We start from the raw sequence: 26790 nt of genomic DNA on the forward strand, positions 1-26790 counted from the left end.
AGACGCGTCAGATGGCAGAAATCGATCTTGCAGAGTCCCGCCAGAACCGGCTGAAGAGCGGCATCCCCCCTTGGAGCCACGCCGGGCCGAAACCCACCTACCAACCACTTCAGGACAATCTCAAAGTCGACGCCATGGTGATCGGCGGCGGGATTACCGGTGCGTTGATGGGCCAGCTCCTTTCGGAACGCGGCCTGTCCGTGGTCATCGTCGACCGCGAGACGCCCGGTCTCGGCAGTACGGTTGCGAGCACGGCCATGCTGCAATGGGAAACCGACCGGACGCTGGGCGAACTCGAGCACTTCTATGGCTTCGAGCGCGCCGTCGGTATCTACAGGCGCAGTGCCGCCTCGGTCGCCGGTCTCTCCAAACTGATCGTCGCCAACCGAATCGCCTGCAATTTGCTGCCGCGGCAATCGCTGTTTCTGACCAGCAACCAAGAAGGCGCTGGTGATCTGCTCCGGGAAGTCGAGCTTCGTCGCCGGGCGGGCCTGCCAAGCCGATATCTGGAGCACTGCGATCTCTTCACCGAGTTCGAGCTCGATCGCGATGCGGGCATCCTGTCGCGCGGCTCCGCGGAGGCCGATCCGCTGCTCCTGACCTGGGGGTTGCTGGACATTGCCGTGAAGCAGGGCGCACGTCTCATCGGAGCCTCGGCGACTAAGCTCCATTGCGAAGGCGGGCATGTGACGGCCGAGACCAAAGGCCCGTTCGTCATCGAAGCGGAAACGGCAGTGCTTGCCACCGGCTACGCCATGCCGGGCATCGACATGCCGAAACTGCACCGGACGACGTCGAGCTGGGCTCTGGCGACGATCCCACAAGATCCGGCAGCACTCTGGCGCGACCAAGTGCTGATCTGGGAAGACAGCCACCCCTATCTCTACATGCGGACGACGCCTGATGGGCGGATCATCGCCGGCGGCGAGGATGACGACACCGTCGATCCAGCCACCCGCGACGCCAAGCTTGCCGCAAAGGTCATGACGATCCGGGAAAAGATGAAACGGCTCTGGTCGAGGGCCGATACGAGCGTTGCGACGGCATGGTGCGGCACCTTCGGCGAGACGTCGGACGGACTGCCGCTGATCGGTCCGGTTCCCTCCATGCCGCAGGTCTATGCCGCCTATGGCTACGGCGGCAACGGTATCACCTTCTCCTATCTTGCAGCCCAGGTCATCGGTGCAATGATCGGCGGCGTATACCGCGACTGGTTCGATGATTTCGCCCTCGATCGCGACGCACCGGCGTTCCTTGAACGTCCGATCAAGACCGACGAGCGCCGGCAAAGTGCCGTGAATTAATTCGTTCTGTCCCGCAAGCCCTCGCCGGAGCTTTGTCCCGCCCGACTTACTGCGTTGTCTGGTCGTCGCCCATGTCCTCGACATCCTGCAGCCGGACGAATTCGACGCCCTTGGCCTTCAGGTCGAGGATCGCCTTGGCGACGCCCTCGCCGGCCGCGTGGGTCGGCTGGTTGATGTGGGAGATGACCACGTCGCCGTCCTTGGCCGACGCTATCCGCTTTTCCGTGACGTTAGCGCCGAGTAGCGAGCCACCGTCGCCGTTCACCGAGTAGCCGGCTATGCGGTATCCCATTTCCCGAATCTGCACGATCGAGGAACGGTCGTATTTGGCTGTCGAGCCGCGGAACCAATGCGGTGGAGCAATGCCGGCCGCGACCATTGCGTCGGCGCCGCCCTGCACTTCCTGGCGAACGGCCTCCGGCGAGCCGGCTGACGGAATGCCGTAAATCGATACCGGCTTATCGACCGCGGGAACATGGTTCTGGCCGTGGTTCTCGAGTTCGAAGAGATCGGGATTCTGCAGGAAGACCTGCAGTGCCTGCGGATTGTGCTTCAACCAGCGGGCGGTAACGAAGATCGTCGCCGGAATCCGCTCGCGCACCAGCACCGAGAGAATGCGGTCGTCGGCCTTGCCCATGCAGGCATCGAAGGTCAGCGCCACGCGTGGATGACCCTTGAGGCCCGAACTGGCGATGCGCAGATGCGGCTCCACCAGCCTCGGTCCGGCCGCCGTCCCTGGTGCCTGCACAACCTTCGAGGGCGTGGTGGCCGGAGCATCCTCAAGCGGAAGCGCCGCAGCTGCGGCTAGAGAGGCAGAGGCGATCAGCAACGCCGGAACGAGAAAAAGACGATTCATACCAAAGAGAAGCCGTTCGTGGTTCAAGCGCTGCATAATGCACGTGGCGTTCGGACGCCATGTGGTTTGATGCCGCTTGCGGCCGCTTCTGCGATTCGCCGTCGGCTTCACCCACAGAGCTGATGCCCGAGGACTAAGGCCTCACAAAGGCAACGCCTGCAACCCCTGCCGGCTTGGCCTCGGATCAATCATAGAGATAGTATTTTTCCCACTTTTCACGCGGGACCTTGTCGCCGATCTTGTAGGAAAGCTCGCGGACATTCATGTGCTGCGGACCGGTAATGCAGGTATAGGAAAGGTGATACCAGTCGCCCTTGCTGCGGAACACCGCGCCTGGCGCCTCCAGCTTGTCATCGCTGGGAACCGGATCCTTGAACGTGTAGGCAATGACTTTGTCGGGCTTGTAACCGGTCGCGTCCTTGTTGATTCGGCTCATCGCCTCGGTGTCGCAGCTCTGTTCGAGACGGGTCGCGGGATCGAGCTTTTCGAGTTGCTTCTTAATGGCGGGATCAACTGCGAAGGCCGGAACAGCAAGGCTAAATGCGGACAGAAGCAACACGAGACGTTTTGGCATTACGGTGGGATTCCTTTGCATTCTCATTCCGGAATCACCTGTGAAGAACCGAGGTTTTGACGGTCGAACAAGGTGCAAATTCCGGGCGACGTAGCGGACTTTCTTAAACAATATGGTGACATCAAGGCAACGTGAGTATTCCTTCGGTTTTGCCGCAGAGCTGTCTTCGGCGCTTGATCCGGCGCATGCGCGCCTCTATCTCTTGCCGACCTGACATCACGTTTCCGGAGCCTTCCTTGACCGTCTTCAAGAACCTGCCGAACCCGCCCGTCGCCGCCAAGAAGCCGATCTCGGATACGCGCCACGGCATCACGCGCACCGATGACTACGCCTGGCTGCGCGCCGACAACTGGCAGGCGATGTTCAAGGATCCGTCGATCCTCGACCCCGCGATCCGGCAACATCTGGAAGCCGAAAACGTCTACATGAACGCGGCGATGGAAGACACCAAGGCGCTGCAGAAGACGCTGTTTTCGGAGATGCGTGGGCGCATCAAGGAAGACGACAGCTCCGTGCCGATGAAGGACGGCGATTACGCCTACGGCACCTTCTTCGTCACCGGAGGCGAACAGCCTCGTTATTTCCGCATTCCGCGCAATGGCGACGTCAAGGACGAGACGATCCGCACCGTCCTGCTCGACGGCGACAAGGAGGCCGCCGGCAAGGCCTATTTCCGGCTTGCCGGCCTCGACCACTCGACCGACCACAGCCGCGGCATCTGGGGCTACGACGACAAGGGCTCCGAGTTCTATACGCTGCGCGTGCGCGATCTGGCGACCAGCGAGGATATGGCCGACGTGATCGAGAACACCGGCGGTGGCGGTGTCTGGGCGCCCGACGGCAAGAGCTTCTTCTACTCGGCGCTCGACGAGAACCACCGCCCCTCGAAGGTGTTCCACCACATTCTCGGCACGCCGCAAGGGCAAGACCGGTTGGTCTATGAGGAGAAGGATGCGGGCTTCTTCATGGGCGTCGGGGGTTCGCTGCTCGACGACTTCATCTACATCGACATCCACGATCACGAGACCTCGGAATACCGCCTGCTCTCTACCAAGGACCTGACGGCCGAGCCCAAACTGGTGGCCGAGCGCGAGGAAGGCATCGAATACTCGATGACGGAAGGCGGCGACGTCTTCTACATCCTGACGAACGACGGCGACGCCAAGGATTTCAAGATCATGGAAGCGCCGGTTGAAAACCCGGGCAAGGCGTACTGGCGCGAGGTCGTGCCGCACAAGCCGGGCACACTCATCATCAGCCACATGGCCTATGCCCGCCACCTGCTGTGGCTGGAGCGCAAGGACGGCCTGCCGCAGATCATGATCCGCGACCGCAAGACCGGCGAGGAACACGCGATCGCCTTTGCCGAGGAAGCCTATTCGCTCGGCCTGCAGGGTGCCGCGGAATACGAGAGCGACATCATCCGCTTCTCCTACTCCTCGATGACGACACCGAGCCAGCTTTATGACTACAACATGGTGACGCGCGAGCGCACGCTGTTGAAGACCCAGGAAGTGCCTTCCGGCCACAATCCGGATGACTACGTCACCCGCCGCGTCTTCGCGCCCGGCTGGGACGGCGTTGAGGTGCCGGTGACCCTGCTCTATCGCAAGGACACGCCGCTCGACGGTTCCGCGCCCTGCTTGCTCTACGGCTATGGCGCCTACGGCATCACCATTCCGGCCGGCTTCAACACCAACTGCTTGTCGCTTGCCGATCGCGGCTTCGTCTATGCCATCGCCCATATCCGCGGCGGCAAGGACAAGGGCTTTGCCTGGTACGAAGACGGCAAGATGGAAAAGAAGACCAACACCTTCAAGGACTTCATATCAGCCGCTGACTATCTGAATCAGCAGAAGTTCACCTCCTATGCCAACATCATCGCAGAGGGCGGCTCGGCAGGCGGCATGCTGATGGGCGCCGTTGCCAACATGGCGCCAGAAAAATTCGCCGGCCTGATCGCCGCCGTTCCTTTCGTGGATGTGCTGAACACCATGCTCGACGACACGCTGCCGCTGACTCCGCCGGAATGGCCGGAATGGGGCAACCCGATCGAGAGCAAGGAAGACTACGACCACATCGCCGCCTATTCGCCTTACGACAATGTCGGCGCGAAAGCCTATCCGCCGATCCTGGCGCTCGGTGGCCTCACCGATCCGCGCGTCACCTATTGGGAGCCGGCAAAGTGGGTTGCACGGCTGCGCGAAAAGACGACGGGCTCCGCGCCGATCCTGTTGAAGACCAACATGGATGCCGGCCACGGCGGCGCCTCGGGACGCTTCCAGCGTCTCGAGGAGATCGCCTTCGAATATGCCTTCGCGATCAAGGTCGCGGGCAAGATGTAACGGTTGGGAGGAGCCCGTGACGGTCTATGTGGCGCTCCTGAGGGCGATCAATGTCGGCGGCACGGGCAAGCTGCCCATGGCGGAGCTGAAGGCGGTCTGCGAAGGGCTCGGCTTCAGCGATGTGAAGACCTACATCCAGAGCGGCAACGTGCTGTTTCGCGCCGACGAAGCGGAAGCCGACGTCGAGCAAAAGCTGGACGACGCACTCGGAAAGTTGCTCGGCAAGGAACCCGGCGTGATGCTGCGCAGCCGCAAGGAACTGGAAGCGATCGCCGCCAACGCGCCCTTCCCTGACGCAAAGCCCAACTATCTCCTCGTAAGCTTCCTGCCGGAAGCAGCGCCCGATGACGCTCTGGACAGGATGGTCGCGCCCGATGGCGAAGAGGCGGTTGTCGCCGGGCGCGAAATCTACGTCCACTTCCCTATCGGTTCCGGCAAATCTAAGCTCAAGCTGCCGGCTTTGAAGCCGGGAACGACGCGCAACCTCAACACGGTGCGCAAGCTCGCCGAAATGGCTGGAGCAATGGAGGATGGGGGCTAGCGGCTGATCACTGGCGGACGATCGGCGGCTGAAACAGGAGCTTCACAAAGCTGCGCAGCACAAGGACCTGATCGGCGAGCCCCTGCGGTTCCTTCAGCGCCTTGGATAGCACGATGCCGCCTTCCAGCACCGTCGAGACCATGTCGGCCAGCTGGTCGATCTCGATCGGTTCGCGCGGAGCGTAGACCACCATGATCTCCTCGAACATGCCGCGGAAGCGCCGGCGCCAGGCGAGCACTGCCTGCTTGTTGGTTTCCTGGATGTCGCGGTCGAACAGGCGCTCATAGTAGCAGACGGTGGCGACGAGGCAGCCGGGGTGGCCGTTCGGAAGGTCTGACAACAGTTCTGCGAGCAGCTTCAGGCCGAGCAGGAAGGATTGCAGCGGATCGTCGGCGAGTTGGTGGGCGCGGCTGAAGATCTCGTCGTAGATGCGTTCGTCGTTTTCGATGTAGCGCTCGAGCAGCGCCTTGGCGAGCGCGTTCTTGTCCCGGAAATGGTAGAAGAAGCCGCTCTTGGTGATGCCTGTCTCGGCGATCAGCTCTTCGATCGAGGTGCCGCCGAAGCCCTTCTGCAGGACGGCGGCTTCGGCCACATCCAGGATGCGGGTTCTTGTCTCCTCTCCCTTGCGCATTAGATCCCCTGTACCGCCGGTACGGTTTTCGTCCGCCCGCTCTGATCTCGATGGAGGCCGTCTCATCAACCGCTCCACGGAAGCGGTTGAAAACAAAGGCAAACATCATGCGATGCCGAACTATACCGCAAGTCGGCTAGTTTCGCAGCCCGGAAGCGGAGAACTTGTTCATGAGAATTGCTCGCAAATAGAGGGCCCCGAAACAGGGGGATCGTCATGGCCAAGTACAGACATAGCCTGCCGCAGCTCAAGGGCGGCACATTCGTCACCGACGGCGGCATGGAAACGACCTTCATCTTTCACGACGGACTGCAGCTTCAGCATTTCGCGTCCTTCGTGATGATGGCGTCCGAAGAGGGCCGCGACCGGCTGCGCGCCTACTACCGCCGCTACCTCGACATTGCCCGCAAGCATGGCGCCGGCTTCATTCTCGACAGCCCGACATGGCGGGCGAGCCCGGATTGGGCGGAAAAGCTCGGCTACACGCCGGAGGCGCTGCATGACGCAAACGTTCAAAGCATTGCCCTGCTTGCAGGCCTGCGCGAGCGGCACGAGGAGCCGGGGCGGCCGATCGTGCTCAGCGGCGCCATGGGGCCACGCGGCGATGGGTACAAGGCCGGCCGGATGAATGCGACTGAGGCCGAGGACTATCACAGCGTCCAGATCGGCAGCTTTGCCGAGAGCGATGCGGACATGATATCCGCCGTCACGCTGAACAACATCGACGAGGCCATCGGCGTCGCGCGGGCCGCCGCTGCCCGGGATATGCCCTGCGCGATCTCCTTCACTGTCGAGACCGACGGCAAGCTGGTGACCGGCCGCAGCATGCAGGAGGCGATCGAGACGACGGATGCGGCGACCGGCGGCTCGGTGGCTTATTACATGATCAATTGCGCGCATCCGACGCACTTTGCCGAGGCGCTCGATCACCACGCCGAGTGGACGAAACGCATCCATGGACTACGCGCGAATGCCTCAAGCATGAGCCATGCAGAGCTCGACGAGAGCGAGACACTGGATGCGGGCGATCCCGTCGATCTCGGACAACGCTACCGGCAGCTGATGTGCAAGATGCCGCAGATCAGGATCGTCGGCGGCTGCTGCGGCACCGATCATCGGCATGTGGCCGCGATCTGCGACGCCTGCCTGCCGGCACTTCCGAGTGCCGCCTGACGGTCAGTGCTCGGAAGCGTGCGCGGCCTTGCCGGCATCATGGCCGCTGATATCGGCGCCGGCGCTTCTGGAGAAGCGCAGGTTCCAGAACGTCGCGGTGATCGAGATCGCGGTGACAAAGAGGAAGGCGGCGGAGAAATCGCGCAGCTGTGGCGTCTCGCTGCCGTTGAGCGTCATCGACGTGTGCAGCGCCAGCGCACCGACGCAGATGCCGAGCGACAGCATCAGCTGTTGGAACGTCGTGTAGAAGCTGGTGGCCGAGCTCATGCGGTCGCGGTCGATCTCGTCGTAGGCGACGGTGTTGTAGGCCGTGAACTGGAACGACATGAAGAAGCCGCACATGACGAGGATCGCGAAGATCAGGCCGAGCGGCCAGTCGGGCCGGAAGGCGGCACAGAGGGCATAGCCGAAGGTGGCGATGATGCCGTTCGCGACCAAGCTGCTGCGGAAGCCGAAGCGGCGCAGCACCCGGGGCGCTACGGCTTTCATCGCCATCGAGCCGAGGGCTGCGGCGGTGACGAGCTGACCGGCCTTGGCCGCGGACAGGCCGAAGCCAAGCTGGAAATAGAGCGGCAGCAGGAAGGGCTGCGCGCCCTGTGTGATGCGGGTCAGCGAACCGGCGATGACCGATGTGCCGAAGCTCGGCACCTTCATCAGCGAGAAATCCATGATCGGCGACGGATGGCGACGGGCGTGCCTGAGATAGGCGACGCCGAAGAGCAGACCGACGGCGATCAGGAACAGCGAGAACGCGCCCTCGCCCGGTCGGCTGGAGCTTTCGAAACCGAACAGCAGGGAGCCGAGCGCAATACCGGAGAGGATGAAACCAATCGTATCAAACCGGCGCTTCGCCTCGCCTTTGAAGTCTTCGATGAAGATCGAGACCAGCGTGAAGCCGATGATGCCGATCGGTACGTTGATGTAGAAGATCCAGCGCCAGTCGAGATAGGTGACGATCAGACCGCCGACCGGAGGGCCAAGGATCGGGCCGATCAGCGCCGGCACCAGCAGCCACGACATGGCGTTGACCATGTCCTTGCGGGAGACGCTGCGGAGCAGCACGAGGCGCCCGACCGGCAGCATCATCGCGCCGCCTAGCCCCTGCAGCAGTCGCGCCAGCACGAGACAGAGGAGGTTCGGTGACAGCGCGCAGAAGATGGAACCCGTGACGAAGACAGCGATCGCCGAGCGGAAGACGGTGCGCGAGCCGAAGCGATCGGCAATCAGGCCGCTTGCGGGAATGAAGATCGCGAGACTGAGGAGATACGAAGTCAGCGTGATACTCATCGACGGGGCGCTGACGCCGAAATCCCGCGCCATGGTCGGCAGCGCCGTTGCCAGGACGGTGGCGTCGAGTTGCTCCATGAACATGGCGCTCGCGACGATCATCGCTATCACGCGGAAGTTCGGCTTGGCGCGCCCGATGGCAGCCGCCTGGTAGATCTGATCCGACATCGTCAGGGATCACTCGCAGTGGCGTGGCCGGCGCGGAAGCGATGGCCGCGGTATGGTATGGCGTAATGCCAAAAGGGGATTAGAGATCTTTGTATACGCCCGCAAATGTGGCGTCGTTATGCTGATATGGCAGGGCAGCCGTGCCGCCAGGGAATGGCTGCGGTACTGGAGCGCCACACGACCAGCCGAAAGGCTCACGGGCAAGCGGCCTCAGCTTGCGTCATGCGCGCCCGAGCCCTACCTAAAGCTTATGACCTTAGCTTCGAACGCCTCCAGCTCCCGGCCCTTCTCCTTCGACAACAGCTATGCGCGGCTGCCGCAACAGTTCTTTACGCGCCAGGCTCCCTCGCAGGCCGCCGAGCCGTGGCTGATCAAGCTGAACGAGCCGCTTGCGGAAGAACTCGGCCTTGATGTCGAGGCGATGAAGCGTGACGGCGCGGCGATCTTCTCGGGCAACCTCGTGCCTGAAGGCGCCGATCCCTTGGCGATGGCCTATGCCGGGCACCAGTTCGGCTCCTTCGTGCCGTTGCTCGGCGACGGGCGGGCGATCCTGCTCGGCGAGGTGATCGATCGCAACGGCCAGCGTCGCGACATCCAGTTAAAGGGTGCCGGCCAGACGGCCTATTCCCGCCGCGGCGACGGCCGCGCCGCGCTTGGTCCGGTGCTTCGGGAGTATATCGTCAGCGAGGCAATGTATGCGCTCGGCATCCCGGCGACCCGGGCGCTTGCTGCGGTTTCGACCGGGCAACCCGTCTATCGCGAAAACATTCTGCCCGGCGCTGTGTTTACCCGTGTTGCCGCAAGCCATATCCGTGTCGGCACCTTCCAGTTCTTTGCTGCGCGCGGTGATACCGACGGCGTGCGGGCACTAGCCGACTATGTGATCAACCGGCACTATCCGGAACTTAGGGACAGAGACAATCCCTACCTCGCGCTCTACGAGGCCGTCTGCGAGCGACAGGCGGCGTTGATCGCCAGGTGGCTGCACATCGGCTTCATCCACGGCGTCATGAACACCGACAACATGACCATTTCGGGCGAGACGATCGATTTCGGCCCCTGCGCCTTCATTGATGAATACCATCCCGGCACCGTCTTTTCCTCGATCGACCAGGGTGGCCGCTATGCCTATGCCAATCAGCCCGGCATCGGCCAATGGAACCTGGCGCGGCTCGGCGAAACGCTGCTGCCGCTGTTCGATACGGATGCCGAAAAGGCGCTCGAACTCGCCAACGCGGTGATCCAGCAGTATGGCGAGCGTTTCCAGATCCATTGGCTGCGCGGCATGCGCGAGAAGATCGGCCTCGCGACCGTCGAGGATGGCGATCTGGAGCTCATCCAGTCGCTGCTTGCCGCGATGCAGGCGCAACAGGCCGACTTCACCCTCGCCTTCCGCCGTCTTTCCGACGCTGTCATTGCCGGTGATGGCGAGGCTTTGTTCCTCTCGGCCTTCCGCGAACCGGATGGCGCGCGCGAATGGCTTGGCCGCTGGCGCGACCGCCTGACCCGCGATGAGGGCCGGACCGAACCCGACCGTAGAGCGGCGATGCGCGCGGTCAATCCCGCCTTCGTTCCACGCAACCATCGCATCGAGCAGGCGATCAGCGCGGCCGTCGAGGAAGCGGATTTTTCGCTCTTCGAGGCACTCCTTGCGGTTCTCGCCAAGCCCTATGAGGACCAGCCCGCATTTGCGGCGTACATGGAGCCGCCGAAGCCGGAGGAACGTGTGCTGCAGACCTTCTGCGGCACGTGATCGGGTGAAACCCTCCCAAGCCTGACACCTATGGTCGCAGTTGACGCTGACTGCGGTCGCTCTATCTCGCTGATTAGCAGCGTTTTCCCGGCACCATCGGGCGCAATCCCCGAGGATCGCACGGCACCGACGCAGCCGATCTCCGACCTCACTTTCTCGCCACCGCCGCTGCAGGAGAAGGACATGTGGGGCTGACGCTGCTCGACCAGCTCGCCTGCCGCATCGATTTCCATCGATACAAGTACGAGGGCTGCTACACGCCGCCGTCACTGGTGGGGTCGATCATATATCCCGGTAATTTCGGCACCTTCAACTGGGGCAGCCTCGTGGTCGATCCCGAGCGGCAGATCATGTTCGGCATGCAGACCTATCTCGCCTTCGCCTCGCGACTGGTTCCGGCCGTACCCCGCCGAAGAGCAAGGATGAGAAGGGCAGCGAACAGGGCCTCAACCGCAACGACGGCGCTCCCTACGGCGTGTTCATGGGACCGTTCCTCGGACCGCTGAAGATCCCCTGCCAGGCACCGCCTTGGGGCTATGTCGCCGGCGTCGATCTCCTCACCAGCAAGACGGTCTACAAGCTGAAGAACGGCACGGTGCATGACATGACGCCGCTGCCGCTGCCCTTCAAGGTCGGCGTGCCCGGCATCGGCGGCCCGATGCTGACCAAGGGCGGCGTCGCCTTCCTCGGCGCCGCTGCTATGTGATCGGCTACGCGCTTCCCTGAAGCCCTGCCGGATGGCCGCCGTTGACGACGGCCATCCCAGTCCCGCTTCCGCAAGCTCCAGGCAGGACTGCTGCGCCATTCTCCTGCGCATTGTTTAAAGGAGAAATTTTCATGAAGATCGGCAGCAGCATTTCCAGCACCTACGGACTGAGCAACCTCTTTTCCCAGTCGGGCCAGCGCAACAAGCAACAGACCAGTGATACCGAGGTCAGCGTTCGCCAAAGCGGCGCGGCGCTGCAGCCAAGCAGCACGCCGACCTCGATCTCCAGCACGATGTGGGCGCTGCAGGCAAGCGGCACCGTGACCATGGACGGCACGGAAGATCCCGCGAAGGCACGCCATGACGCTGTTGTCTCCGAGTTTACCGATCTCGCCAACAAGACTCCGGCGGAGCGGATCCGCGACAGCATTCTCAAGAGTCTTGGGATCACCGAAGATGAGCTGGCGTCAATGCCGCCGGAACAGCGCGAGGCCATCGAAAAGCAGATTGCCGATGAGCTGAAGCGGCAGCTGACCGGCGATGACAGCAAGGACAAGCCGAGCGCCGATACAATTGTCAGCGCCTAGACCGTTCAGGGTCGAGAGGCGATCGACTCGGACGTAGCTTCGAGTTCCCTGTGCCGATCGCTTCGGCCTTGTCGAAAACACAGATGGCACATGCCGTGAAGGCGGCATTGGCCCGATGCAGACGTTGCCTTGCAACTTCGAGCCCAAAGCCCATCTGGGCGCCGGATCCCCTCTATTCAAGGTGCCTTACGTTGACGCGGGGGGGACGAGGGACACGGAATGTCTGCACCGCTGCTGAGGGAACTGTCCGCGATCACAGCCGCTTGGCCATCCAAAGGTGCGGCTGGCCCTCGTCCTGGTAATCGACATCGCTGATCCGCGTATAGCCCTGCTTGGCGTACAGATCGTGCGCGTACTCCTGGGCATGCAGCTTCACCAGTTTGGCGCCGACCTTGCGCGCCGCCTCGTCGCTCGCAGCGACGATGACACTCGCCAAGCCCCGGCGGCGAAACGCCGGCATCACGGCTACGCGGCCCAGCAGGTACGTCTCCCCTGCTGTCACGCCCTCGTCGAGGATGCATGTGGGCGACTGCGGGCTCTCGGGCGCAAGTGCTCGCTCCACTTGCTCGGGGAACAGGCGTGAGCAGCCGGCAAGCTCGCCATCGATATAGAGCGTCACGTGCACGCAGGCGGGGCTGTCGTCGATGCCGTCGAACTCATTCTCATAGCCCTGCTCGTCCATAAAGACAGCGCGTCGCACCGCAAAAGCATCGTCGCGCGCGTCGGTCTTGATCTGCGGAGACATACAGGGCCCTTTTCCACCGGTTCAGCTGCGCACGATTATATAGGCAGGCAAATCATGATTGTATCGTTTGGGCGCGCCTAGTCACTTCGTATTTGTCCGCGTCTGGCGCAAGGGCGGTCGAGCGAAGAGGGGCAGCTGGCGGCCCAAAGGAGCCATGAAATCCGGGCCGATATGCCGGCAACAGATGTAACATTTACCGTAACGTACTTACCGGTGCTTGAAAGGAATGGTGTGCTCGGTCGGCGAGCATTGTTGCCGTTCGCCTTCGAATTGACCGGAGCCCATCATGAGCAGGACACCAGATAGCCTACTACAAGTCACCCGCCGAAACGCCATGAAGAGCAGTATTGGAGCGGCGGCACTAGCTGCCCTGGGGACGCGGGTGGCAGCACCGGTGGCCTTCGCAGCAGCACCCATCATCGCCACAGCAGAAAGCGTCCAAGCTCAGTCGGTTGGCGCGGCTCCCGATATCACCATGCCAGCCACCGGGGTTCTGATGCAGCCGGGGTACGCCAAGACCATTGCGCAGATGGCATATGTCTGGGGTTGGCCGATGGTCAACATGCTGAACCGCAATGCCAAGATCACGCAGGCTCCATATCCGGGCCTGTTGGGCGGCATCCTGCCAGCCGCTCCGCGCGGACAGGTGGGCATGCTTCACGACTACATCGAACCGTCCGAAACCTTTGTCACGTGCCCCAATCAGGATGTCGTCTATGGCCTCGGCTTCTTTTCGCTCGACGATGAGCCGGTGGTCGCACAGGTACCTGACTTTGGAGACCGCTTCTGGGTCTACGCCCTGTACGACCACCGCACCGACCAGTTCGGTCATGTCGGCAAACCATATGGAACGAAACCGGGATTTTATCTGCTGGTCGGCCCTAGATGGAACGGCCTGAAGCCGAATGGAATTACTGACATCATCCGTTGCCCGACAGCACTGGCAAACGCCATACCGCGTATCTTCCAGGACGATACGCCCGAGGACAAGAAAGCGATCCAGTCAGCAATCGACCAGGTCGTATTCTATCCGCTGAAGGACTTCAGCGGCGAGATGAAAACGATCAAATGGGCCTCAGCCAAGGAAATTCCCGTGCCGCAGTCGTCCGACCCTGATGGCGGTGGTGGGGAGACGAAATGGGTCATTCCGGAAAAGTTTTTCGATCAATTTGGCGAAGTCCTTGCCAAGGTCGATCCTCTTCCGGGCGAAGAGGCGATGTACGGCCAGTTCCGGCTACTGCTTGATACAGCGGACAAGGATGCGGACCTAAAGAAACTGCTCGTGGAGACAGCCGTTGAGACCGAGAAAAATGTCATTGGCCCATTCTTCGAATGGAAGCACAATGGCCGACCGGCAGGCAACGGATGGAACCGTTCGACCAACAATGCGCAATTCGGTCTCGACTACTTCAACAGGACCGGAACGTCGAAGTCGAACATGTTCGACAACCGGCCAAGCGAGACGCAGTATTTCTACACCGACTATGACGCTGCCGGTAAACAGCTCTCCGGGAACGGCAGTTATTCCGTCACCTTCGCGAAGGGACAGGAACCTCCGGTCAATGGCTTCTGGTCGCTGACGCTCTACAACGACAAGCATCTGTTCCATGCAAATGATCTCAAGCGGCATTCTCTCGGCACCAAGAACAAGAACCTTAAGCGAAACAGCGACGGTTCGCTCACGCTCCACGTTGGTGCGAAGTCTCCAGGCAAGGACAAGGAAACCAACTGGCTCCCGGCACCGGACGGAAGGTTCTCGCTCTACATCCGCGCCTATTGGGGCAAGGAAGGCATTTTGGACGGTTCATGGCAACCGCCAAAGATCGAAGCAGTGAAGACCTGATAGCCCGCCTTTAGGCGGTGTGGCGGGTACCACTGGTGCCTGCCCCTTAGGCTTCGCAAATGACCGCTTTTGGCGCTTAGCCACCGTCCGCCAATGTCGGCCTTCGGCCCCAAGCAGTCTTCCGTCTGTCATGGCACTCGGGAATCCATTTCAGGATAAAGAACAACGCTCTCCTGCGCAGTTGGTTCGTTGCGCGCCCCGACAAATACGGCTGGTTCGGCTCCCCGATTGACGGCCACGTGCAAAACGTTGGCGGGGATGTATAGATAATCTCCGGGGTGCATCAGATCCCTATGCTGTAGTTCATCGCCACTCCATAGCTCCAACTCTTCACCGCTCAACATGTAGAAAGCACTCTCGTGGCGCTCATGCACATGCGCCTTGGTGCGTCTCCCAGGCGGGATCGTAGCGATCCCGAGCCACAATGCGGCTGAGCCAACTGACTCCGCACTAATGCCGGGCAGGTAATCAGGCCCCTGTTCAGCTTGGTATCCCGCGTCCCCTTTGGATATCGAGGCCTTGCCCCGCGAGAAGCCCAGACTTGCATCGGTTCGTTCTTTTGAAATCGTCATTTTGATCTCCTCTGTGCTAGCTTGGCGACCTAGGCAAAAGCATCACAAGAAGACCGACTGGAGTCCTTAATGGGAGGCCAAAAAGTCCCGAATTCTTCTGAAGAAACCGTGGCCGCTAGCGTCGTGCCGCAACTGTTCGCGTTCGGGGCGTTCATCCTCGACATGCAGCGCGGCGCACTGACTTGCGAAGGACGGCGGGTGGCAATTGGCCATAAGGGCTTGTTGCTGCTGCACGCGCTCGTGCGGGCCTCGACGCAGGTCGTGAGCAAGTCCGCACTGATGGAAGCTGCCTGGTCCACCGCGATCATCGAGGAGAGCAATCTCTCGGTTCAGATCTCGGCCTTACGCAAGATGCTGGGTCCCCAACCAGAGGGGAACGAGTGGATCGCCACCGTGCCTCGTGTGGGGTATCGTTTTGCCGGCCGGGTCAATAGCCTGCATCCTGCTGCCGTTGATACGCCCGCGGCGTTGCCCGGTTCGCCCGCGAACCCCGGCAGACCATCGATCGTGGTTCTACCGTTTGCCAATTTGAGCAATGACAAGCAGCAGGCGTATCTGGTGGATGGCATCACCGAAGATGTGATCACTGCGCTCACGAGATTTCGATGGTTTCGGGTAATCGGGCGCAATTCAAGTTTTGTCTACAGGGACAAGTCGGTCAGCGCCAAGCAGGTGGGCCAGGAACTGGGTGTCGGTTATGTGCTCGAAGGAAGTGTGCGCCGCTCGGGCAGTCGCCTTCGGGTCTCCGCTCAACTGGTCGAGACCACTTCGGCCAGTGAAGTCTGGGCCGAACGGTATGACGTGGAACTGGAAGAGGCATTCGCCGTTCAAGACGCCATCGCGGAGAGGATCGCGGGTGCGATTGAGCCAGAACTGCTGAAGACGGCGTCACTTCCCGCGGCAGCGCGGCACACGGGAAATATGACGGCGTGGGAGATAGTGCGGCAGGGGACCTGGCATTTCCACCGCGTTGGCCAGGAGACCCACCTAATGGCACGAGAGCTATTCAGGGAGGCGTGCCGGCTCGACCCCGAACTTGCCGAAGCCCATCTCTGGCTTGGTCGGGTGAGCGCAGGCATCGTCGCCTATGGATGGAGCGAGCGTCCTTCCGAAGACATCAGGGAAGGGTTGGATGCCGCCTTGGCGGCAGTTCGGCTCGACGAAAAGAACCCATACACACACTACGCGTTGGCGATCTGCAGCGCGTACGCGAATGCACCCGAACAGGCGGTCCTTGCCGCCGAAAGGGCGATCGAGATCAGCCCGAGTTTCGCCCTTGGCCACCTTGTCTTGGGAATGGCGGAGCTCTTTAGGGGTAGTGCATCCAGTGCCATAGCGCCACTGGAACACGGCCTCATGTTGAATGCCAATGACCCACAGAACTTCGTTTGGCTGAACTTTCTGGCGCTGGCCCACTTGTTTGCCGGCGACGGAGCCAACGCCCTAGCTGCCGCCGTGAGAGCCCAAAAGGTGCGCCCTGCATGGCGGCCGGTCCAAGAAACGCTGGCCTGCTGCTATGCGACCGTCGGGCGTCTTACAGAGGCTCGAACATCGCGCGAATTGATGAGCGAAATGGAGAACCCGCCAGGCGATGCTTTAGAGCCGCTGAGACAGCGGAATCCGCATTGGCAGCAACGATTGGCAGAATTGTTGGCGCAAATCCCGAGTAACCCTCTTCCGACAGGGGCCGCGCAAAAGGCGCTGCGGCAACCGACGCTCGACTAGGCCGTTCCAGATACTGCTGTCCGCAATTGGCGCGAAGCGGCCAAGACTGTTGTCTTGCCCGTCGCAACCAACGCAACCGGCTCGCTTAACGATATTCTGCGGCCGGCTATTCCGGCTTCCGGTTCATCTGCGATCCCGACGGCATCACCCGGGCTTCGCCTATCCAGTTGCGTGAACACCTCGTCGAACCCAAACCGCGGGCTCCAGTTCAACTCGCGGATGGCCGCGGCGGCACAATCCTTAGACCGCGGCGTCCCTATGCGGCCATTTCGCGAAATCGAATTCGCTCGATCAAGGTTCGAGCCCTACCCCTCCGCTGCAGGTTTCTGCACTCGGAGAGTTGCGCTAATATGTCTTGCCCCAGCGGAGATCGACGTCGTTGGACTTCCTTGCACACATGAAGCGTCGGGTATTTCTTGTTGATACGGTGGAATGCTTGGCCGGAGTGGCAGCCGTAGCAACGCTGCCCGCGTGCCTTGCGTCCGAATATGCAAATGCGGCTCAAGTCGCCAATGACGACCCGCGATTGCGCACCGAAAGGGTGGCTCTCGATACGGCTTGGGGCAAACTTGAATGCTATCTTGCCCGCCCGGACAGCACCAAGCTTCACCCCGGTGTGGTGGTGGTTCATGACAAGTTGGGTCTGACGCCGCATTTCGAGGAGGTCACAAGGCGCCTGGCCCTTGAGGGATTTGTCGCATTGGCGCCTGACTATGCTTCGCGTTTTGGTGGGACGCCGGCCGAAGGCGGGCCTGCCCTCGAAACGGTGGGAATGGAGACAAGATCAGACATGGCTGCCGATACCCAGGTAGCCTTGGTCTGGCTAAAATCCGACGGCGTGAGCAACGGGAAGATTGGCGCAGTCGGTTTTGGATTGGGCGCGACTGCGATAGACGACCTGGTCACCAAAGGGACTGATCTCAGTGGCGCGGTTATCTTCTATGGGCACCCGCCGTCGGTTGCCGATGTGGGCCCTATCAAGACGCCACTCCTGCTCAACCTGGCTGGCAAAGACCCTTTCGTAGATCCCGAGATTCCGGCGTTTGTCGACGTGGTGAAAAAGACTGGCGTAAGGGCCGAGATTTTCACCTACGAGAACACGGAGCGCGCTTTTGATGACGACAGCAACAGCGCGCACTACTCAGCCGAAGCAGCGAAGCTAGCCTGGTCGCGCACGATTGAGTTCCTAAAGGCGACTTTAGGTTAGGTCGCCGCACCTTGGTCGGATTTCGCCGAACGTGACGATTGATCGTGGCCGTGTTGCGCATGTTGGGCCGCTCCGGCATTATTCCAAAAGGCCCGCAAAAGGCGTGGTCCGGTCATTTTGCGCCCGAAAGGCTTCACCAACTGATTCAGATCGATGCGACGGAACTTCACGTTTCCGTCGCATCTCTTTGCTGACAGTGATCGCGTGAGTATGGCGATAGAGATGACAAAAGGACTGCTGTTTGCTGCCCTTTGCTGCCGTTCGAGAACGACCCGAGGAACGTGCCGCGTGCTAGAATGGGCCCGAAGACGGAATGCGACACATGCACTGCGAGGGCCAGTGTGATCGAACCGCAATTCGCGCGACCGAGGAGCCGACGTTGTGCTCTTGGAAGGAGACGAGGACGATGCCGACACCACAGCAACCCAGTCTAATAGTTCGACAGAAATCCCCACAGAACATCGAGTTTCCGTTTGCGTCGCTCTCCGATTGGCTGATCCCAACCGAGCTGTTCTTCGTGCGAAACCATTTCCCGTCGCCCGACCTCGATGCGCGAGACTGGAGATTGCGCGTTGACGGGGCGGTGGAGCGGCCGCTCGAACTTGACCTCGATACCATCAAGGCGATGCAGAGCACGACTTTCACCGCCGTCGTCGAATGCGCAGGAAACGGGCGCGTCTACTATGTGCCTCCGAGGGAAGGGTTGCAGTGGCAGAATGGAGCCGTCGGCAATGCCGCGTGGACAGGTGTTCTTCTGCGCGAGATTTTGGAAATGGCGGGCGTCAAGCGAACCGCGTGTGAGGTTCTGCTCGCGGGCGCCGACAGCGGCGTCGTCGACGCGAACAAGAAAACGGCTTCTCCCGGCCCCATCGCTTTTGCACGCAGTTTACCACTTGAGAAGGCCATCGCTGACAGCACGATGCTTGCCTATTCGATGAACGGGGAGCCGTTGACGCGCGATCACGGCTACCCGCTACGCGCGGTCGTGGGTGGCTGGTTCGGCATGGCTTGGGTCAAGTGGATCACGCATATCACGGTTGTGGAGCAACCGTTCCTTGGCTACTGGCAGGCGCGCGACTATTTCCGTTGGGAGCGCAGCCTCGGGGAACCCAGGCTGGTTCCCCTTGCGGAGATGGAGGTCAAAGCGCAGATCGCGCGTCCGGTACAGGGGGCGCGTCTTATCGTCGGCCAACCGTACCGGATTTTTGGAGCCGCCTGGAGCGGAGAGGCTGCGATCCGGCAGGTGCAGGTCTGCACCGGAGATGGCAGGGGCTGGCGCGAAGCAAGGCTCCTCGAAACAGACCGTCCGTTTGCATGGCGCTTGTGGGAATACATGTGGACCCCTGAAGAAGTGGGGCAATATATACTGCGATGTCGTGCGACCGACGGGGCGGGGTGCATGCAGCCCGACCTCCAGCGTTCCGACTGCGAGAGCTACGTGGCCAATTGGATCATTCCGGTGGAGGTTACGGTCGTTCCCGAGCCACAGACATACGCGGAGGAATTCGTGATCTAATCACCCGCATGGGCGAAATGCCGGCTTTCACAAACTGATTCAGATCGATGCGACGGAGATTCACGTTTCCGTCGCATCTCTTTGACGGAAAACACCTATCCGACCATATCGGTCACGATCTTCCCGACTTCGGCGAAGACAGGGTTGATCTCCGACACCGGCGCTTTGGCCTGCGTGACGTAAGCAGCAACCAGGATCGCGCCATGGCCCGGCGGCCAGAGGACGGCGATATCGGCGGCGCTGCCATTGTTGCCGGTGCCGGTCTTGTCGCCGATCTTCCACGTATCGGGCAGACCGGCGCGCAGGCGTGCGCCGCCTGTCGTATTCGACACCATCCACGCTGCGAGCTTGTCGCGCGACGGCTCCGACAGCGCCGAGCCCAGCGTCAGGTTGCCGAGTGTGTCGACCATTGCATCCGGCGTGGTGGTATCCTGCGGGTCGCCGTCCTTGGCTTCGTTGAGCGCCGTTTCCCAGCGGTCGAGCCGCGTCGAGCGATCGCCGAGCGTGCGCAGCCATTTGGTCAGCTCGGCCGGTCCGCCGAAGCTCTCCAGCAGCAGGTTGCCGGCGGTATTGTCGCTGAGCGTGATCGCGGCTTCGCAGAGCTCACCAATACTCATGCCCTCGCCACCGACGTGCTTTTCCGTTTCCGGTGAATAGGTGACGAGGTTGTCCTGTTCGTAGACGACGCGGCGCTGGAGGGTTTCCTGTCCCTTGTCGACCCGCGCCAGCACGAGGCCGGCAGCCAGGATCTTGAACGTGCTGCAGAGGGGAAAGCGCTCGGTCTCGCGATAGCCGAAGGAAATGTTGGTCTCGGTGTCGATGGCCGACACACCGATCCGACCGCCGATCGCCTTCTCAAGCGCTTCCATCCGCCGGTTGATTTCATCATCGCTCTCCTCCGACCATGCCATGCGCGGCAGCAGCAGGGCAGGTGAAAGCAATGCCGAACCGAGAAGGGTCCGGCGGCGGATCGAAAAGCCACGCATGAAAATTCCTCTGCCTCAAATCAATGGCTACAGGGCTAGAGAGTGATTGTGGCCCGGATGAGTCGCGTCAAGCGGCGGCAGCCGACTGCGTTACCTCGACGGTGACGTGCGAGAGGCCGGCAACCGGTTCGAGTTTCGCCTTATAGAAGGCGGGGCTTTCCGGCCGCGGCGTCACCAGAGCGACGATTGCGGCATGATGGCCGGGTCCGACCTGCCAGACGTGCAGATCGGTGATCCTCTCGCCGCCGGTTTCCAGCGCCGAACGGATCTCGTCCTGTAGGTCCGTCTCCCGTGGCACGACATCGAGCAGCACGCGACCGGACGACCTCATCAGCCCAATGGACCACTGCGCGATTATAAGGCCGCCGACGATGCCCATCAGCGGGTCGAGCCAGAGCCAGCCATACAGGCTGCCGAGTAGCAGTGCCGCGATGGCGAGCACCGAGGTCAGCGCGTCGGCAATGACGTGGATATAGGCGGCGCGCATGTTGTTGTCGGAGGAATGTCCCGAATGCGCGTGATCGCCATGGTGGGCATGATCGCCGTGGTCGTGGTGATCATGGTGGTCGTGATGGTGAGAATGGCCGTGGCTGTGGCCGTGATGATGGTCATCCTTCAGGAGCCAGGCACTTGCCAGGTTGACCAGTAGACCGACGACAGCAACGCCGATCGCCTGTGCGAAGCTGATCGGCACCGGATGAGTGATGCGCAGGAAGCTTTCCCAGGCCATCAGCAAGGCGATCAGCATCAGGATGATGGCGCTGGCGAAGCCGGCGAGGTCACCGAGCTTGCCGGTGCCAAAGGTGAAGCGCGGGTTGTGTGCCTGGCGGCGGGCATAGAGATAGGCAACGGCGGAGATCAGCAGCGCGCTCGCATGCGTCGACATGTGCCAGCCATCAGCGACCAGCGCCATCGAGCCGTAGTAGGTTCCGGCACCGATCTCGACCACCATCATGACGGCTGTCAGCGCAATGACGAACCAGACGCGACGAGCATTGCGGTCATGATCGGCACCCAGAAAAACGTGGTCGTGCTCAGGTGTTTCGGTCTGTGCGCTCATCGCACGCTCCTCATGTCGGTTGTCTCAGCGAATATAGGTTCGCAGAACTTCGGATATTTCTTCGACTGCTTCCGCCCGGGCCTTCTCATCGGCGGCATGGAGGACATGCTCGCGCAGATGATCGTCCAGCACCTCGCCGGTCAGGCCGTTGAGGGCGCCGCGGATCGAAGCCAGCAGTTGCAGAATCTCTCCGCAAGGCTGCTCCGCCTCCAGGGCGCGCTCGACGGCCTCCAGTTGGCCTTTCAGACGGCTGACACGAGCCATCAGCTTTTTCTTGTGATGCGTGGTGTGGGACATGGCCTCATCCATTTAGTATAGGGGGGTACCCTATATCAATAACTCATTGGCGAAAAGTCCCCTCGCCGTGTTCGGCCCGCCAGCTCGCGCTTTCGATGTCGAGAACGACATGGCGGACGCTGCACGCGCGGCCTCTTCTGGTACAGCGGCTTCGAGTACCGACGGCGAAGCACGGGATGGCGGCTGACCGGCCGACGCTGTGCGCTTCCCGGCGCCCGCGCGTAAACCCCATTGACAAACTGCGCGTTCTGGATGATCTATCGGCACATGATCAAGAACGCGCACATCACCAGCTCGTATTTTTGGCTGTACCTGTAAGGGGCGGCCGGACAGATCATATTGTCAACAAGCCGCCGTCAGGCGGCTTTGTTGTATCGGCAGCGTCCTGACGGCAGAACACCACACAAGGACGCGAAGACCATGGTTGAAATCGAAGATAGCGAACTCTCATTGATCCGCCCGCCGGTGATCAATATCCGCGCCGCCAAGCCGCGCGATCTCCCCGAACTCAGCGAAATGATTGCCCTGCTCGCCAAACATCACGGCGATCCGTCCGCCTCGAACCCGGAGCAGCTCGAGCGCGACCTGTTCGGCCCGGTGCCGTGGATCAGCGCGCTGATTGCCGAAAGCGATGAGGGCCTGATCGGCTACGCCATTCTCGTGCCGCTTTACAGGGCGCAGGACGGCGCGCGCGGCATGGATTTGCACCACCTCTTCGTGCGTGACGGCCATCGCGGCCACGGCGTCGGCCAGCATCTCGTCAACCGCGCCCGCGATACCGCCCGCAATGCCGGCTGCGGCTACCTCTCGGTCAGCGCCGCCACCGGCAACGTGCAGGCCCATCGCTTCTACGAGAATATGGATTTCGTTCCTCGCCCGGTCACCGGCATGCGCTATATGCAGGCTTTGGCATGAGCGGCATTGGCCGCCCCGGACAGCCTGCAAGGAGAAACGGATGACCCGACTTGCAATCGTCCTAACCGATGGATTCGCCGACTGGGAGGTCGCCCAACTGACGGCCTCTGCCCGTTCCTATTTCGGCTTCGACGTGGTGATCGCAACGCCCGATGGTGCTGAGGTGCGCTCGATGGGCGGCATGCGCGTCGCCTCCGACACCGCCGCGGAAAACCTGCATGCCAACGCCTTCGACGGGCTCGTGCTCTGCGGCGGAACGATCTGGGAAACGGAGAAAGCGCCCGATCTGAAGCCTGTCATCGACGACTTCGTCGCCCATGGCAAACTCGTCGCGGGAATTTGCGGGGCGACACTCGCGCTTGCCCGCGCCGGCGTGCTTGATGCCACCGACCATACCAGCAACGCCGCCGATTTCATCGCCAGCGCGCCAGGCTATGCCGGCCACGCACGCTACAAGGACAGCCCGCAGGCCGTGCGTGATGGAAAGCTGGTGACCGCGCCGGGCTCGGCACCGATGACCTTTGCGGCGGAAATCTACCGCGCCCTCGGGCATGCCGGCGACGAGTTGGACCAATACGTCCTGATGTTCGGCGCCGAGCATCAACCCAAAGCGGCCTGAGGCGGCATCTGCTTATCGCAGCACCGGTTCGCCGTGGAAGCGGCGGCGCGAGGGCTTGGAAACGCCGAAGCCCACCTCCATCATCAGGCGCGGCTTGGTCGTGGCAACCGTGCCCATATGAAAGCCGAACGGATCTTCCACGAAGCCGAAGCCTGCCGCTCCGGTCAGTGTCGTCACGCTGTCCTTGCCATAGAAATCCAGGATCTCGTGGGCAGGATGGCCGACCAGAAGGGTCAGCTGATGTTTGATGCGCCGCTTGTTGTGGCTGCCCCTGACATAGACATGCGGACCGGTACCTTCGTCGACGTCGACGAGATAGAAGAAGAATTTCAGCATCCGCCAGTCGTCGAGATCGAAGTGGAACTTGTCCAGCGACGCAAGGCTGCGATCGGCTTCGCTCGCCCGCGTCGGAAAGCTCCACCAAACGCGGGTGGTGATGAGGCGAGCCTGCGCCCCCAAATAGCAACGGGCAATCTCCGACAGAACAGGGTCGCGCTGGACGGTCCGAACGGCCGGGCAATCGAGCGCTCGCTCGAAATGATGACCGCTTAGTATTGGCTTCCCCCACTCCTGCTCGGCGGCGCGGTGATCGGACGCCTGAAACTCGATCTTGCGATCGAAGTTACCGAAGCATGGGGTGGCGCTGGCAAAGCTCGCGATTTCGCGGGTGATCGTTTCGGGCAGGGTCAGCTCTGGAAATATCCCATCCCGCCTCAATGCCGCGACTGCGCTTGTGTGATCCACACCCTTGAAGAGCGTCGGCAACTTCTCGATCGCGCCGTTGCTGCGACGTGCGGTCAGCCAATGCACCTTGCGCGCCGGTATCGTTCGCGCCAACAGGAACATCGGCAGCCAAGCCGGGTTTTCACGGATATCAGCCATATAGGTCGGTATCCGCACCGCCATGCGCCGCAATTTGCCGCCCTTGCGGGCAACGGTCTCGAGATCGTCGGCAGGATCTATCGACGTGCTGTGCATGCAGCTGTCCTTTCGGAAGACGTTTTGGTTGCGTCATTCGGAAAGCGAACCGGGGTTCGCCACAGGGTTATCAGTGCGCGGCGTCAAGTGGAGTGCTGCAATGCGGCATTTTTGAGATATCGCTAATATTATCGGTTGGGAACCGCCTTCAAATAGGCAGCGATCGCCTCGAGCTCCGGCTTCGGCAGGTGCGCAAGGTTTCGTTGCACTTCCGCCATCGAGCCGCCGGCCGAATCGAAGTCGGGCGTAAAGCCGGTCTCGAGATAGTTGGCGATATCCTCCTGGCTCCAGGAACCGACGGTTTTCGAGCCCGGCGTGATGTTGGGAATCCTGCCCTGCCCTTCCGGATTCGGCGCACCCGCGAGCCACTGGTCTGCCTCAAATCCGCCAAGGCGATCACGCGGCGTATGGCATTCGCCGCAATGGCCAGCACCTTCCACCAGATATTGGCCGCGCTTGATCTTGTCGTCGGCATTGGCCGGAAGAGCGACGCGTGGCTCGTCGTTGAAATAGAGGAATTTCCAGCCGCCCAGCGCCAGCCGGATATTGAAGGGGAACGGCAGTTCGTGCGGCGGGGCGACATTGCCGCTTTTCGGCAGCGTCTTCAGATAGCCGAAGAGATCGTTGACGTCCTTGTCGCTAATCCGGGCGTAGGAGTTGTAGGGGAAGGACGGGTAGAGGTGCTCGCCGTTCGGCGCCACGCCCCGCTTCATCGCATTGCCGAATTGCGCCAGCGTCCATGTGCCGATGCCCGCCTTCTCGTCTGGCGAGATGTTGGGTACATGGAAGGTCCCGAAGGGGCTCTTCAAGGCCAAGCCGCCTGACAGAGTGAGCTTGGCGTCGCCTTCCGATCCGGGAGCGGCATGACAGCTGACGCAGCCACCGGTCCAAAAGACCATTTCGCCGTTCTTCAGATCGGGTTCGCCGAGGTTGGCCCAGTGACTTTCAGGAAGTGGATTCGGTGCGGTGATGAAATAGAAAACCGCTCCGCCAATGACGAACACTCCGACAAGACAGAGCAAAAACCGGACGAACCTGCGGACCATTCACCGCTCCTGTGCCAATCGCATCATTGCAAACATAAAACGATCCGCCCCAGCGGCAAGGCTGACGCGGATCGTTTGACTGAAAGGTCAGGATCGCTATTCGGTCTTTATGCGGAACTTCTCATGACAGCCGCCGCAATTCGCGCCAAGCGCCTTCATGGCGGCGCCAACACCGGCCGGGTCCGCCGGAAGCTGAGCGAGCAGCTTGTCGGCGTCATCCGAAAGCTTCGCCGCACGGGCCTTGAAGTCTGCATGATCTTCCCAGATCTTCGGGCTCGCCGCCTTGTCACCCTTTTCGGTGCCAGGCTTGAACTGATCAGGGAAAACTTTGGCGGTTTCCGCAATGGTCATCAACGACGCCTTAACTACCTCGGCGTCATAGGGCTTTTCGCCCTTGGCGATCGCCGCCATGGCACCCGCCGCGCCGCCAACCTTCTTCATCAGCGCAGAGCGTGCTTCGTGCGTGCCATCCTCCTGCGCTGCAATGGCAACGCCCACGACCCCCAGACCGGCGACAAGCACTGCCGCGGCTATAGCTTTCAGTCTCATGTCTCCACTCCTCTTTGATAACAAGATCCGCGAAGCCCGGCGCCTCGCCGACGGGCGGCATCATGGCAAATTTTTTCGCCCCAAAAAGTAACAAGTGGGTGAGATTTCAGGAAAAATAGAGTCCTAAATCGTTTCGTATTCGCGCCTCACGCCGGCACGCGCCAGCCGTGCCATGCGGTGAGGATCGAAACGGCGATGAGGAGCGCCCCGGCGATCCGTCCGACCAGGATCGTCGCCTTCGGATTGGACACCAGCAGCGTGCGGCTTCGCGCCGCCGTCAGCGCCAGCGTGCCGTAGACGGCGGCCTGCGTCGCCATCGTCATGACGCCCATGACAAGACCCTGCGCCCAGATGGGACCGTAGATCGGCTTCAGGAATTGCGGGTAAACCGCGATCATGAACAGGTACGCCTTTGGGTTCATAAGGCAGGTTGCTGCGCCCTGGCGAAAGGCCCGCCAACCCGAATGCAAGCCGCCTGCCCCGACCGTATCGACGGTGATCGAACTGCGGATCAGGGTGTAGCCGATCCACGCCATGTAGGCCGCCCCCGCAAAGAGCAGCGGATTGAACAAGGTCGGCAGGAGAACGGCGAGCACGCCGACCCCGACCGCGCCATAGAGCGAGTGCACGGCGCCGCCGGCCATGATGCCGGCGGTCGCGGCGATGCCGGTGCGCCTGCCGCCGGTCAGCGAATTGGCCAGCACGAATAGCATATCCATGCCAGGGACGATGATGATGCCGAAGAGAAGCGTGAAGTAGAGCCAGAGATTTTCGCTGTAGGTCATGTCAGTTGTCCGCTATCCAATT

General features: G+C 61.5%; 25 protein-coding genes and 1 pseudogene. 13 read left to right on the forward strand and 13 right to left on the reverse strand.

What is annotated here, in order from left to right; all coding sequences use genetic code 11:
- The first annotated feature begins 11 nt into the window (after positions 1-11).
- Positions 12-1304, forward strand: coding sequence for an FAD-binding oxidoreductase (locus FHT76_RS10435; RefSeq protein WP_183859672.1), 1293 nt, complete (start codon positions 12-14; stop codon positions 1302-1304).
- Positions 1305-1350: 46 nt separating this feature from the next.
- On the opposite strand, the gene FHT76_RS10440 is transcribed toward FHT76_RS10435, so the two are convergent.
- Together FHT76_RS10440 and FHT76_RS10445 are read right to left on the reverse strand one after the other, a co-directional pair.
- The gene (locus FHT76_RS10440; RefSeq protein ID WP_183859674.1) at positions 1351-2160 is read right to left on the reverse strand and encodes a polysaccharide deacetylase family protein; all 810 of its coding nucleotides are present in this window, start codon (positions 2158-2160) and stop codon (positions 1351-1353) included.
- 184 nt (positions 2161-2344) lie between these two features.
- Complete coding sequence (locus tag FHT76_RS10445; protein ID WP_183751907.1) at positions 2345-2734, reverse strand: DUF930 domain-containing protein; 390 nt, start codon at positions 2732-2734, stop codon at positions 2345-2347.
- Positions 2735-2970: 236 nt separating this feature from the next.
- Here FHT76_RS10445 and FHT76_RS10450 point away from each other — a divergent pair, with 236 nt between their 5' ends.
- Together FHT76_RS10450 and FHT76_RS10455 are read left to right on the forward strand one after the other, a co-directional pair.
- Positions 2971-5079, forward strand: a complete 2109-nt coding sequence (locus tag FHT76_RS10450) for a S9 family peptidase (protein WP_259126754.1) — start codon at positions 2971-2973, stop codon at positions 5077-5079.
- A 16-nt stretch (positions 5080-5095) separates the two neighbouring features.
- Positions 5096-5620 (forward strand): DUF1697 domain-containing protein, encoded by a 525-nt coding sequence (locus tag FHT76_RS10455; RefSeq protein ID WP_183859678.1) that lies wholly within the window; start codon positions 5096-5098, stop codon positions 5618-5620.
- 7 nt (positions 5621-5627) lie between these two features.
- Here the strand turns inward: FHT76_RS10455 and FHT76_RS10460 are convergent, their stop codons facing one another.
- Positions 5628-6251 (reverse strand): TetR/AcrR family transcriptional regulator, encoded by a 624-nt coding sequence (locus FHT76_RS10460; RefSeq protein WP_183860725.1) that lies wholly within the window; start codon positions 6249-6251, stop codon positions 5628-5630.
- Between the two features lie 216 nt (positions 6252-6467).
- Here FHT76_RS10460 and FHT76_RS10465 point away from each other — a divergent pair, with 216 nt between their 5' ends.
- Entirely contained in the window at positions 6468-7424 is a 957-nt protein-coding gene (locus FHT76_RS10465) for a homocysteine S-methyltransferase family protein (RefSeq protein WP_259126752.1), read from the forward strand.
- Between the two features lie 3 nt (positions 7425-7427).
- Here FHT76_RS10465 and FHT76_RS10470 read toward each other — a convergent pair whose 3' ends face one another.
- On the reverse strand, positions 7428-8879 hold the full coding sequence (locus FHT76_RS10470) for a DHA2 family efflux MFS transporter permease subunit (protein ID WP_183859682.1): 1452 nt from the start codon (positions 8877-8879) through the stop codon (positions 7428-7430).
- 250 nt (positions 8880-9129) lie between these two features.
- Here FHT76_RS10470 and FHT76_RS10475 point away from each other — a divergent pair, with 250 nt between their 5' ends.
- From FHT76_RS10475 to FHT76_RS10485, 3 genes and pseudogenes are all read left to right on the forward strand, one after another.
- Positions 9130-10632, forward strand: coding sequence for a YdiU family protein (locus FHT76_RS10475; protein WP_259126750.1), 1503 nt, complete (start codon positions 9130-9132; stop codon positions 10630-10632).
- An 87-nt stretch (positions 10633-10719) separates the two neighbouring features.
- Positions 10720-11329 (forward strand): annotated as a pseudogene (locus FHT76_RS10480) (membrane-bound PQQ-dependent dehydrogenase, glucose/quinate/shikimate family); the annotation flags it as partial.
- A gap of 140 nt (positions 11330-11469) precedes the next feature.
- Entirely contained in the window at positions 11470-11925 is a 456-nt protein-coding gene (locus FHT76_RS10485; RefSeq protein ID WP_183859686.1) for a hypothetical protein, read from the forward strand.
- A gap of 253 nt (positions 11926-12178) precedes the next feature.
- Here FHT76_RS10485 and FHT76_RS10490 read toward each other — a convergent pair whose 3' ends face one another.
- On the reverse strand, positions 12179-12670 hold the full coding sequence (locus FHT76_RS10490) for a GNAT family N-acetyltransferase (protein WP_183859688.1): 492 nt from the start codon (positions 12668-12670) through the stop codon (positions 12179-12181).
- A 286-nt stretch (positions 12671-12956) separates the two neighbouring features.
- On the opposite strand from FHT76_RS10490, the gene FHT76_RS10495 reads away from it, so the two are divergent.
- On the forward strand, positions 12957-14513 hold the full coding sequence (locus tag FHT76_RS10495) for a DUF1254 domain-containing protein (RefSeq protein ID WP_259126749.1): 1557 nt from the start codon (positions 12957-12959) through the stop codon (positions 14511-14513).
- Positions 14514-14641: 128 nt separating this feature from the next.
- Here the strand turns inward: FHT76_RS10495 and FHT76_RS10500 are convergent, their stop codons facing one another.
- The gene (locus FHT76_RS10500) at positions 14642-15085 is read right to left on the reverse strand and encodes a cupin domain-containing protein (protein ID WP_183751925.1); all 444 of its coding nucleotides are present in this window, start codon (positions 15083-15085) and stop codon (positions 14642-14644) included.
- A 69-nt stretch (positions 15086-15154) separates the two neighbouring features.
- Between FHT76_RS10500 and FHT76_RS10505 the strand changes: the two genes are divergently transcribed.
- The 3 genes from FHT76_RS10505 to FHT76_RS10515 all read left to right on the forward strand — a co-directional run bounded on the left by FHT76_RS10505 (position 15155) and on the right by FHT76_RS10515 (position 19533).
- Entirely contained in the window at positions 15155-16810 is a 1656-nt protein-coding gene (locus tag FHT76_RS10505) for a winged helix-turn-helix domain-containing protein (RefSeq protein ID WP_183859692.1), read from the forward strand.
- A 379-nt stretch (positions 16811-17189) separates the two neighbouring features.
- Positions 17190-18017 carry a dienelactone hydrolase family protein gene (locus FHT76_RS10510; protein WP_246712544.1) on the forward strand — a complete coding sequence of 276 codons (828 nt, stop codon included), beginning with the start codon at positions 17190-17192 and terminating at the stop codon, positions 18015-18017.
- A gap of 406 nt (positions 18018-18423) precedes the next feature.
- The gene (locus FHT76_RS10515) at positions 18424-19533 is read left to right on the forward strand and encodes a sulfite oxidase (RefSeq protein ID WP_183859694.1); all 1110 of its coding nucleotides are present in this window, start codon (positions 18424-18426) and stop codon (positions 19531-19533) included.
- A 95-nt stretch (positions 19534-19628) separates the two neighbouring features.
- Here the strand turns inward: FHT76_RS10515 and bla are convergent, their stop codons facing one another.
- From bla to dmeR, 3 genes are all read right to left on the reverse strand, one after another.
- Positions 19629-20519, reverse strand: a complete 891-nt coding sequence (bla, locus tag FHT76_RS10520; RefSeq protein ID WP_183859696.1) for a class A beta-lactamase — start codon at positions 20517-20519, stop codon at positions 19629-19631.
- Positions 20520-20586: 67 nt separating this feature from the next.
- Entirely contained in the window at positions 20587-21579 is a 993-nt protein-coding gene (dmeF, locus tag FHT76_RS10525; RefSeq protein ID WP_183859698.1) for a CDF family Co(II)/Ni(II) efflux transporter DmeF, read from the reverse strand.
- Between the two features lie 24 nt (positions 21580-21603).
- Positions 21604-21876, reverse strand: a complete 273-nt coding sequence (gene dmeR / locus FHT76_RS10530) for a Ni(II)/Co(II)-sensing transcriptional repressor DmeR (protein WP_183859700.1) — start codon at positions 21874-21876, stop codon at positions 21604-21606.
- A 420-nt stretch (positions 21877-22296) separates the two neighbouring features.
- On the opposite strand from dmeR, the gene FHT76_RS10535 reads away from it, so the two are divergent.
- Positions 22297-22791 (forward strand): GNAT family N-acetyltransferase, encoded by a 495-nt coding sequence (locus FHT76_RS10535; protein WP_183751935.1) that lies wholly within the window; start codon positions 22297-22299, stop codon positions 22789-22791.
- Between the two features lie 40 nt (positions 22792-22831).
- Positions 22832-23410, forward strand: coding sequence for a type 1 glutamine amidotransferase family protein (locus tag FHT76_RS10540; protein WP_183751938.1), 579 nt, complete (start codon positions 22832-22834; stop codon positions 23408-23410).
- 12 nt (positions 23411-23422) lie between these two features.
- Here the strand turns inward: FHT76_RS10540 and FHT76_RS10545 are convergent, their stop codons facing one another.
- From FHT76_RS10545 to FHT76_RS10560, 4 genes are all read right to left on the reverse strand, one after another.
- Positions 23423-24388, reverse strand: coding sequence for a hypothetical protein (locus tag FHT76_RS10545; RefSeq protein ID WP_259126747.1), 966 nt, complete (start codon positions 24386-24388; stop codon positions 23423-23425).
- A 128-nt stretch (positions 24389-24516) separates the two neighbouring features.
- Positions 24517-25434 (reverse strand): cytochrome c, encoded by a 918-nt coding sequence (locus FHT76_RS10550; protein ID WP_183859704.1) that lies wholly within the window; start codon positions 25432-25434, stop codon positions 24517-24519.
- A 96-nt stretch (positions 25435-25530) separates the two neighbouring features.
- Complete coding sequence (locus FHT76_RS10555) at positions 25531-25983, reverse strand: cytochrome c (protein ID WP_183751944.1); 453 nt, start codon at positions 25981-25983, stop codon at positions 25531-25533.
- A 146-nt stretch (positions 25984-26129) separates the two neighbouring features.
- Positions 26130-26768, reverse strand: a complete 639-nt coding sequence (locus tag FHT76_RS10560) for a LysE family translocator (RefSeq protein WP_183859706.1) — start codon at positions 26766-26768, stop codon at positions 26130-26132.
- Positions 26769-26790 lie beyond the last annotated feature (22 nt).

Source organism: Rhizobium sp. BK176 (assembly GCF_024808055.1).

Excerpts from the sequence above, each read along its gene's own strand:
- FHT76_RS10435 (WP_183859672.1), top strand. The coding sequence starts at position 12 with ATGGCAGAAATCGATCTTGCAGAGTCCCGCCAGAACCGGCTGAAGAGC.
- FHT76_RS10440 (WP_183859674.1), bottom strand. The coding sequence starts at position 2,160 with ATGAATCGTCTTTTTCTCGTTCCGGCGTTGCTGATCGCCTCTGCCTCT.
- FHT76_RS10445 (WP_183751907.1), bottom strand. The coding sequence starts at position 2,734 with ATGCCAAAACGTCTCGTGTTGCTTCTGTCCGCATTTAGCCTTGCTGTT.
- FHT76_RS10460 (WP_183860725.1), bottom strand. The coding sequence starts at position 6,251 with ATGCGCAAGGGAGAGGAGACAAGAACCCGCATCCTGGATGTGGCCGAA.
- FHT76_RS10465 (WP_259126752.1), top strand. The coding sequence starts at position 6,468 with ATGGCCAAGTACAGACATAGCCTGCCGCAGCTCAAGGGCGGCACATTC.
- FHT76_RS10470 (WP_183859682.1), bottom strand. The coding sequence starts at position 8,879 with ATGTCGGATCAGATCTACCAGGCGGCTGCCATCGGGCGCGCCAAGCCG.
- FHT76_RS10475 (WP_259126750.1), top strand. The coding sequence starts at position 9,130 with ATGACCTTAGCTTCGAACGCCTCCAGCTCCCGGCCCTTCTCCTTCGAC.
- FHT76_RS10485 (WP_183859686.1), top strand. The coding sequence starts at position 11,470 with ATGAAGATCGGCAGCAGCATTTCCAGCACCTACGGACTGAGCAACCTC.
- FHT76_RS10490 (WP_183859688.1), bottom strand. The coding sequence starts at position 12,670 with ATGTCTCCGCAGATCAAGACCGACGCGCGCGACGATGCTTTTGCGGTG.
- FHT76_RS10495 (WP_259126749.1), top strand. The coding sequence starts at position 12,957 with ATGAGCAGGACACCAGATAGCCTACTACAAGTCACCCGCCGAAACGCC.
- FHT76_RS10500 (WP_183751925.1), bottom strand. The coding sequence starts at position 15,085 with ATGACGATTTCAAAAGAACGAACCGATGCAAGTCTGGGCTTCTCGCGG.
- FHT76_RS10505 (WP_183859692.1), top strand. The coding sequence starts at position 15,155 with ATGGGAGGCCAAAAAGTCCCGAATTCTTCTGAAGAAACCGTGGCCGCT.
- FHT76_RS10515 (WP_183859694.1), top strand. The coding sequence starts at position 18,424 with ATGCCGACACCACAGCAACCCAGTCTAATAGTTCGACAGAAATCCCCA.
- bla (WP_183859696.1), bottom strand. The coding sequence starts at position 20,519 with ATGCGTGGCTTTTCGATCCGCCGCCGGACCCTTCTCGGTTCGGCATTG.
- dmeF (WP_183859698.1), bottom strand. The coding sequence starts at position 21,579 with ATGAGCGCACAGACCGAAACACCTGAGCACGACCACGTTTTTCTGGGT.
- dmeR (WP_183859700.1), bottom strand. The coding sequence starts at position 21,876 with ATGTCCCACACCACGCATCACAAGAAAAAGCTGATGGCTCGTGTCAGC.
- FHT76_RS10535 (WP_183751935.1), top strand. The coding sequence starts at position 22,297 with ATGGTTGAAATCGAAGATAGCGAACTCTCATTGATCCGCCCGCCGGTG.
- FHT76_RS10540 (WP_183751938.1), top strand. The coding sequence starts at position 22,832 with ATGACCCGACTTGCAATCGTCCTAACCGATGGATTCGCCGACTGGGAG.
- FHT76_RS10545 (WP_259126747.1), bottom strand. The coding sequence starts at position 24,388 with ATGCACAGCACGTCGATAGATCCTGCCGACGATCTCGAGACCGTTGCC.
- FHT76_RS10550 (WP_183859704.1), bottom strand. The coding sequence starts at position 25,434 with ATGGTCCGCAGGTTCGTCCGGTTTTTGCTCTGTCTTGTCGGAGTGTTC.
- FHT76_RS10555 (WP_183751944.1), bottom strand. The coding sequence starts at position 25,983 with ATGAGACTGAAAGCTATAGCCGCGGCAGTGCTTGTCGCCGGTCTGGGG.
- FHT76_RS10560 (WP_183859706.1), bottom strand. The coding sequence starts at position 26,768 with ATGACCTACAGCGAAAATCTCTGGCTCTACTTCACGCTTCTCTTCGGC.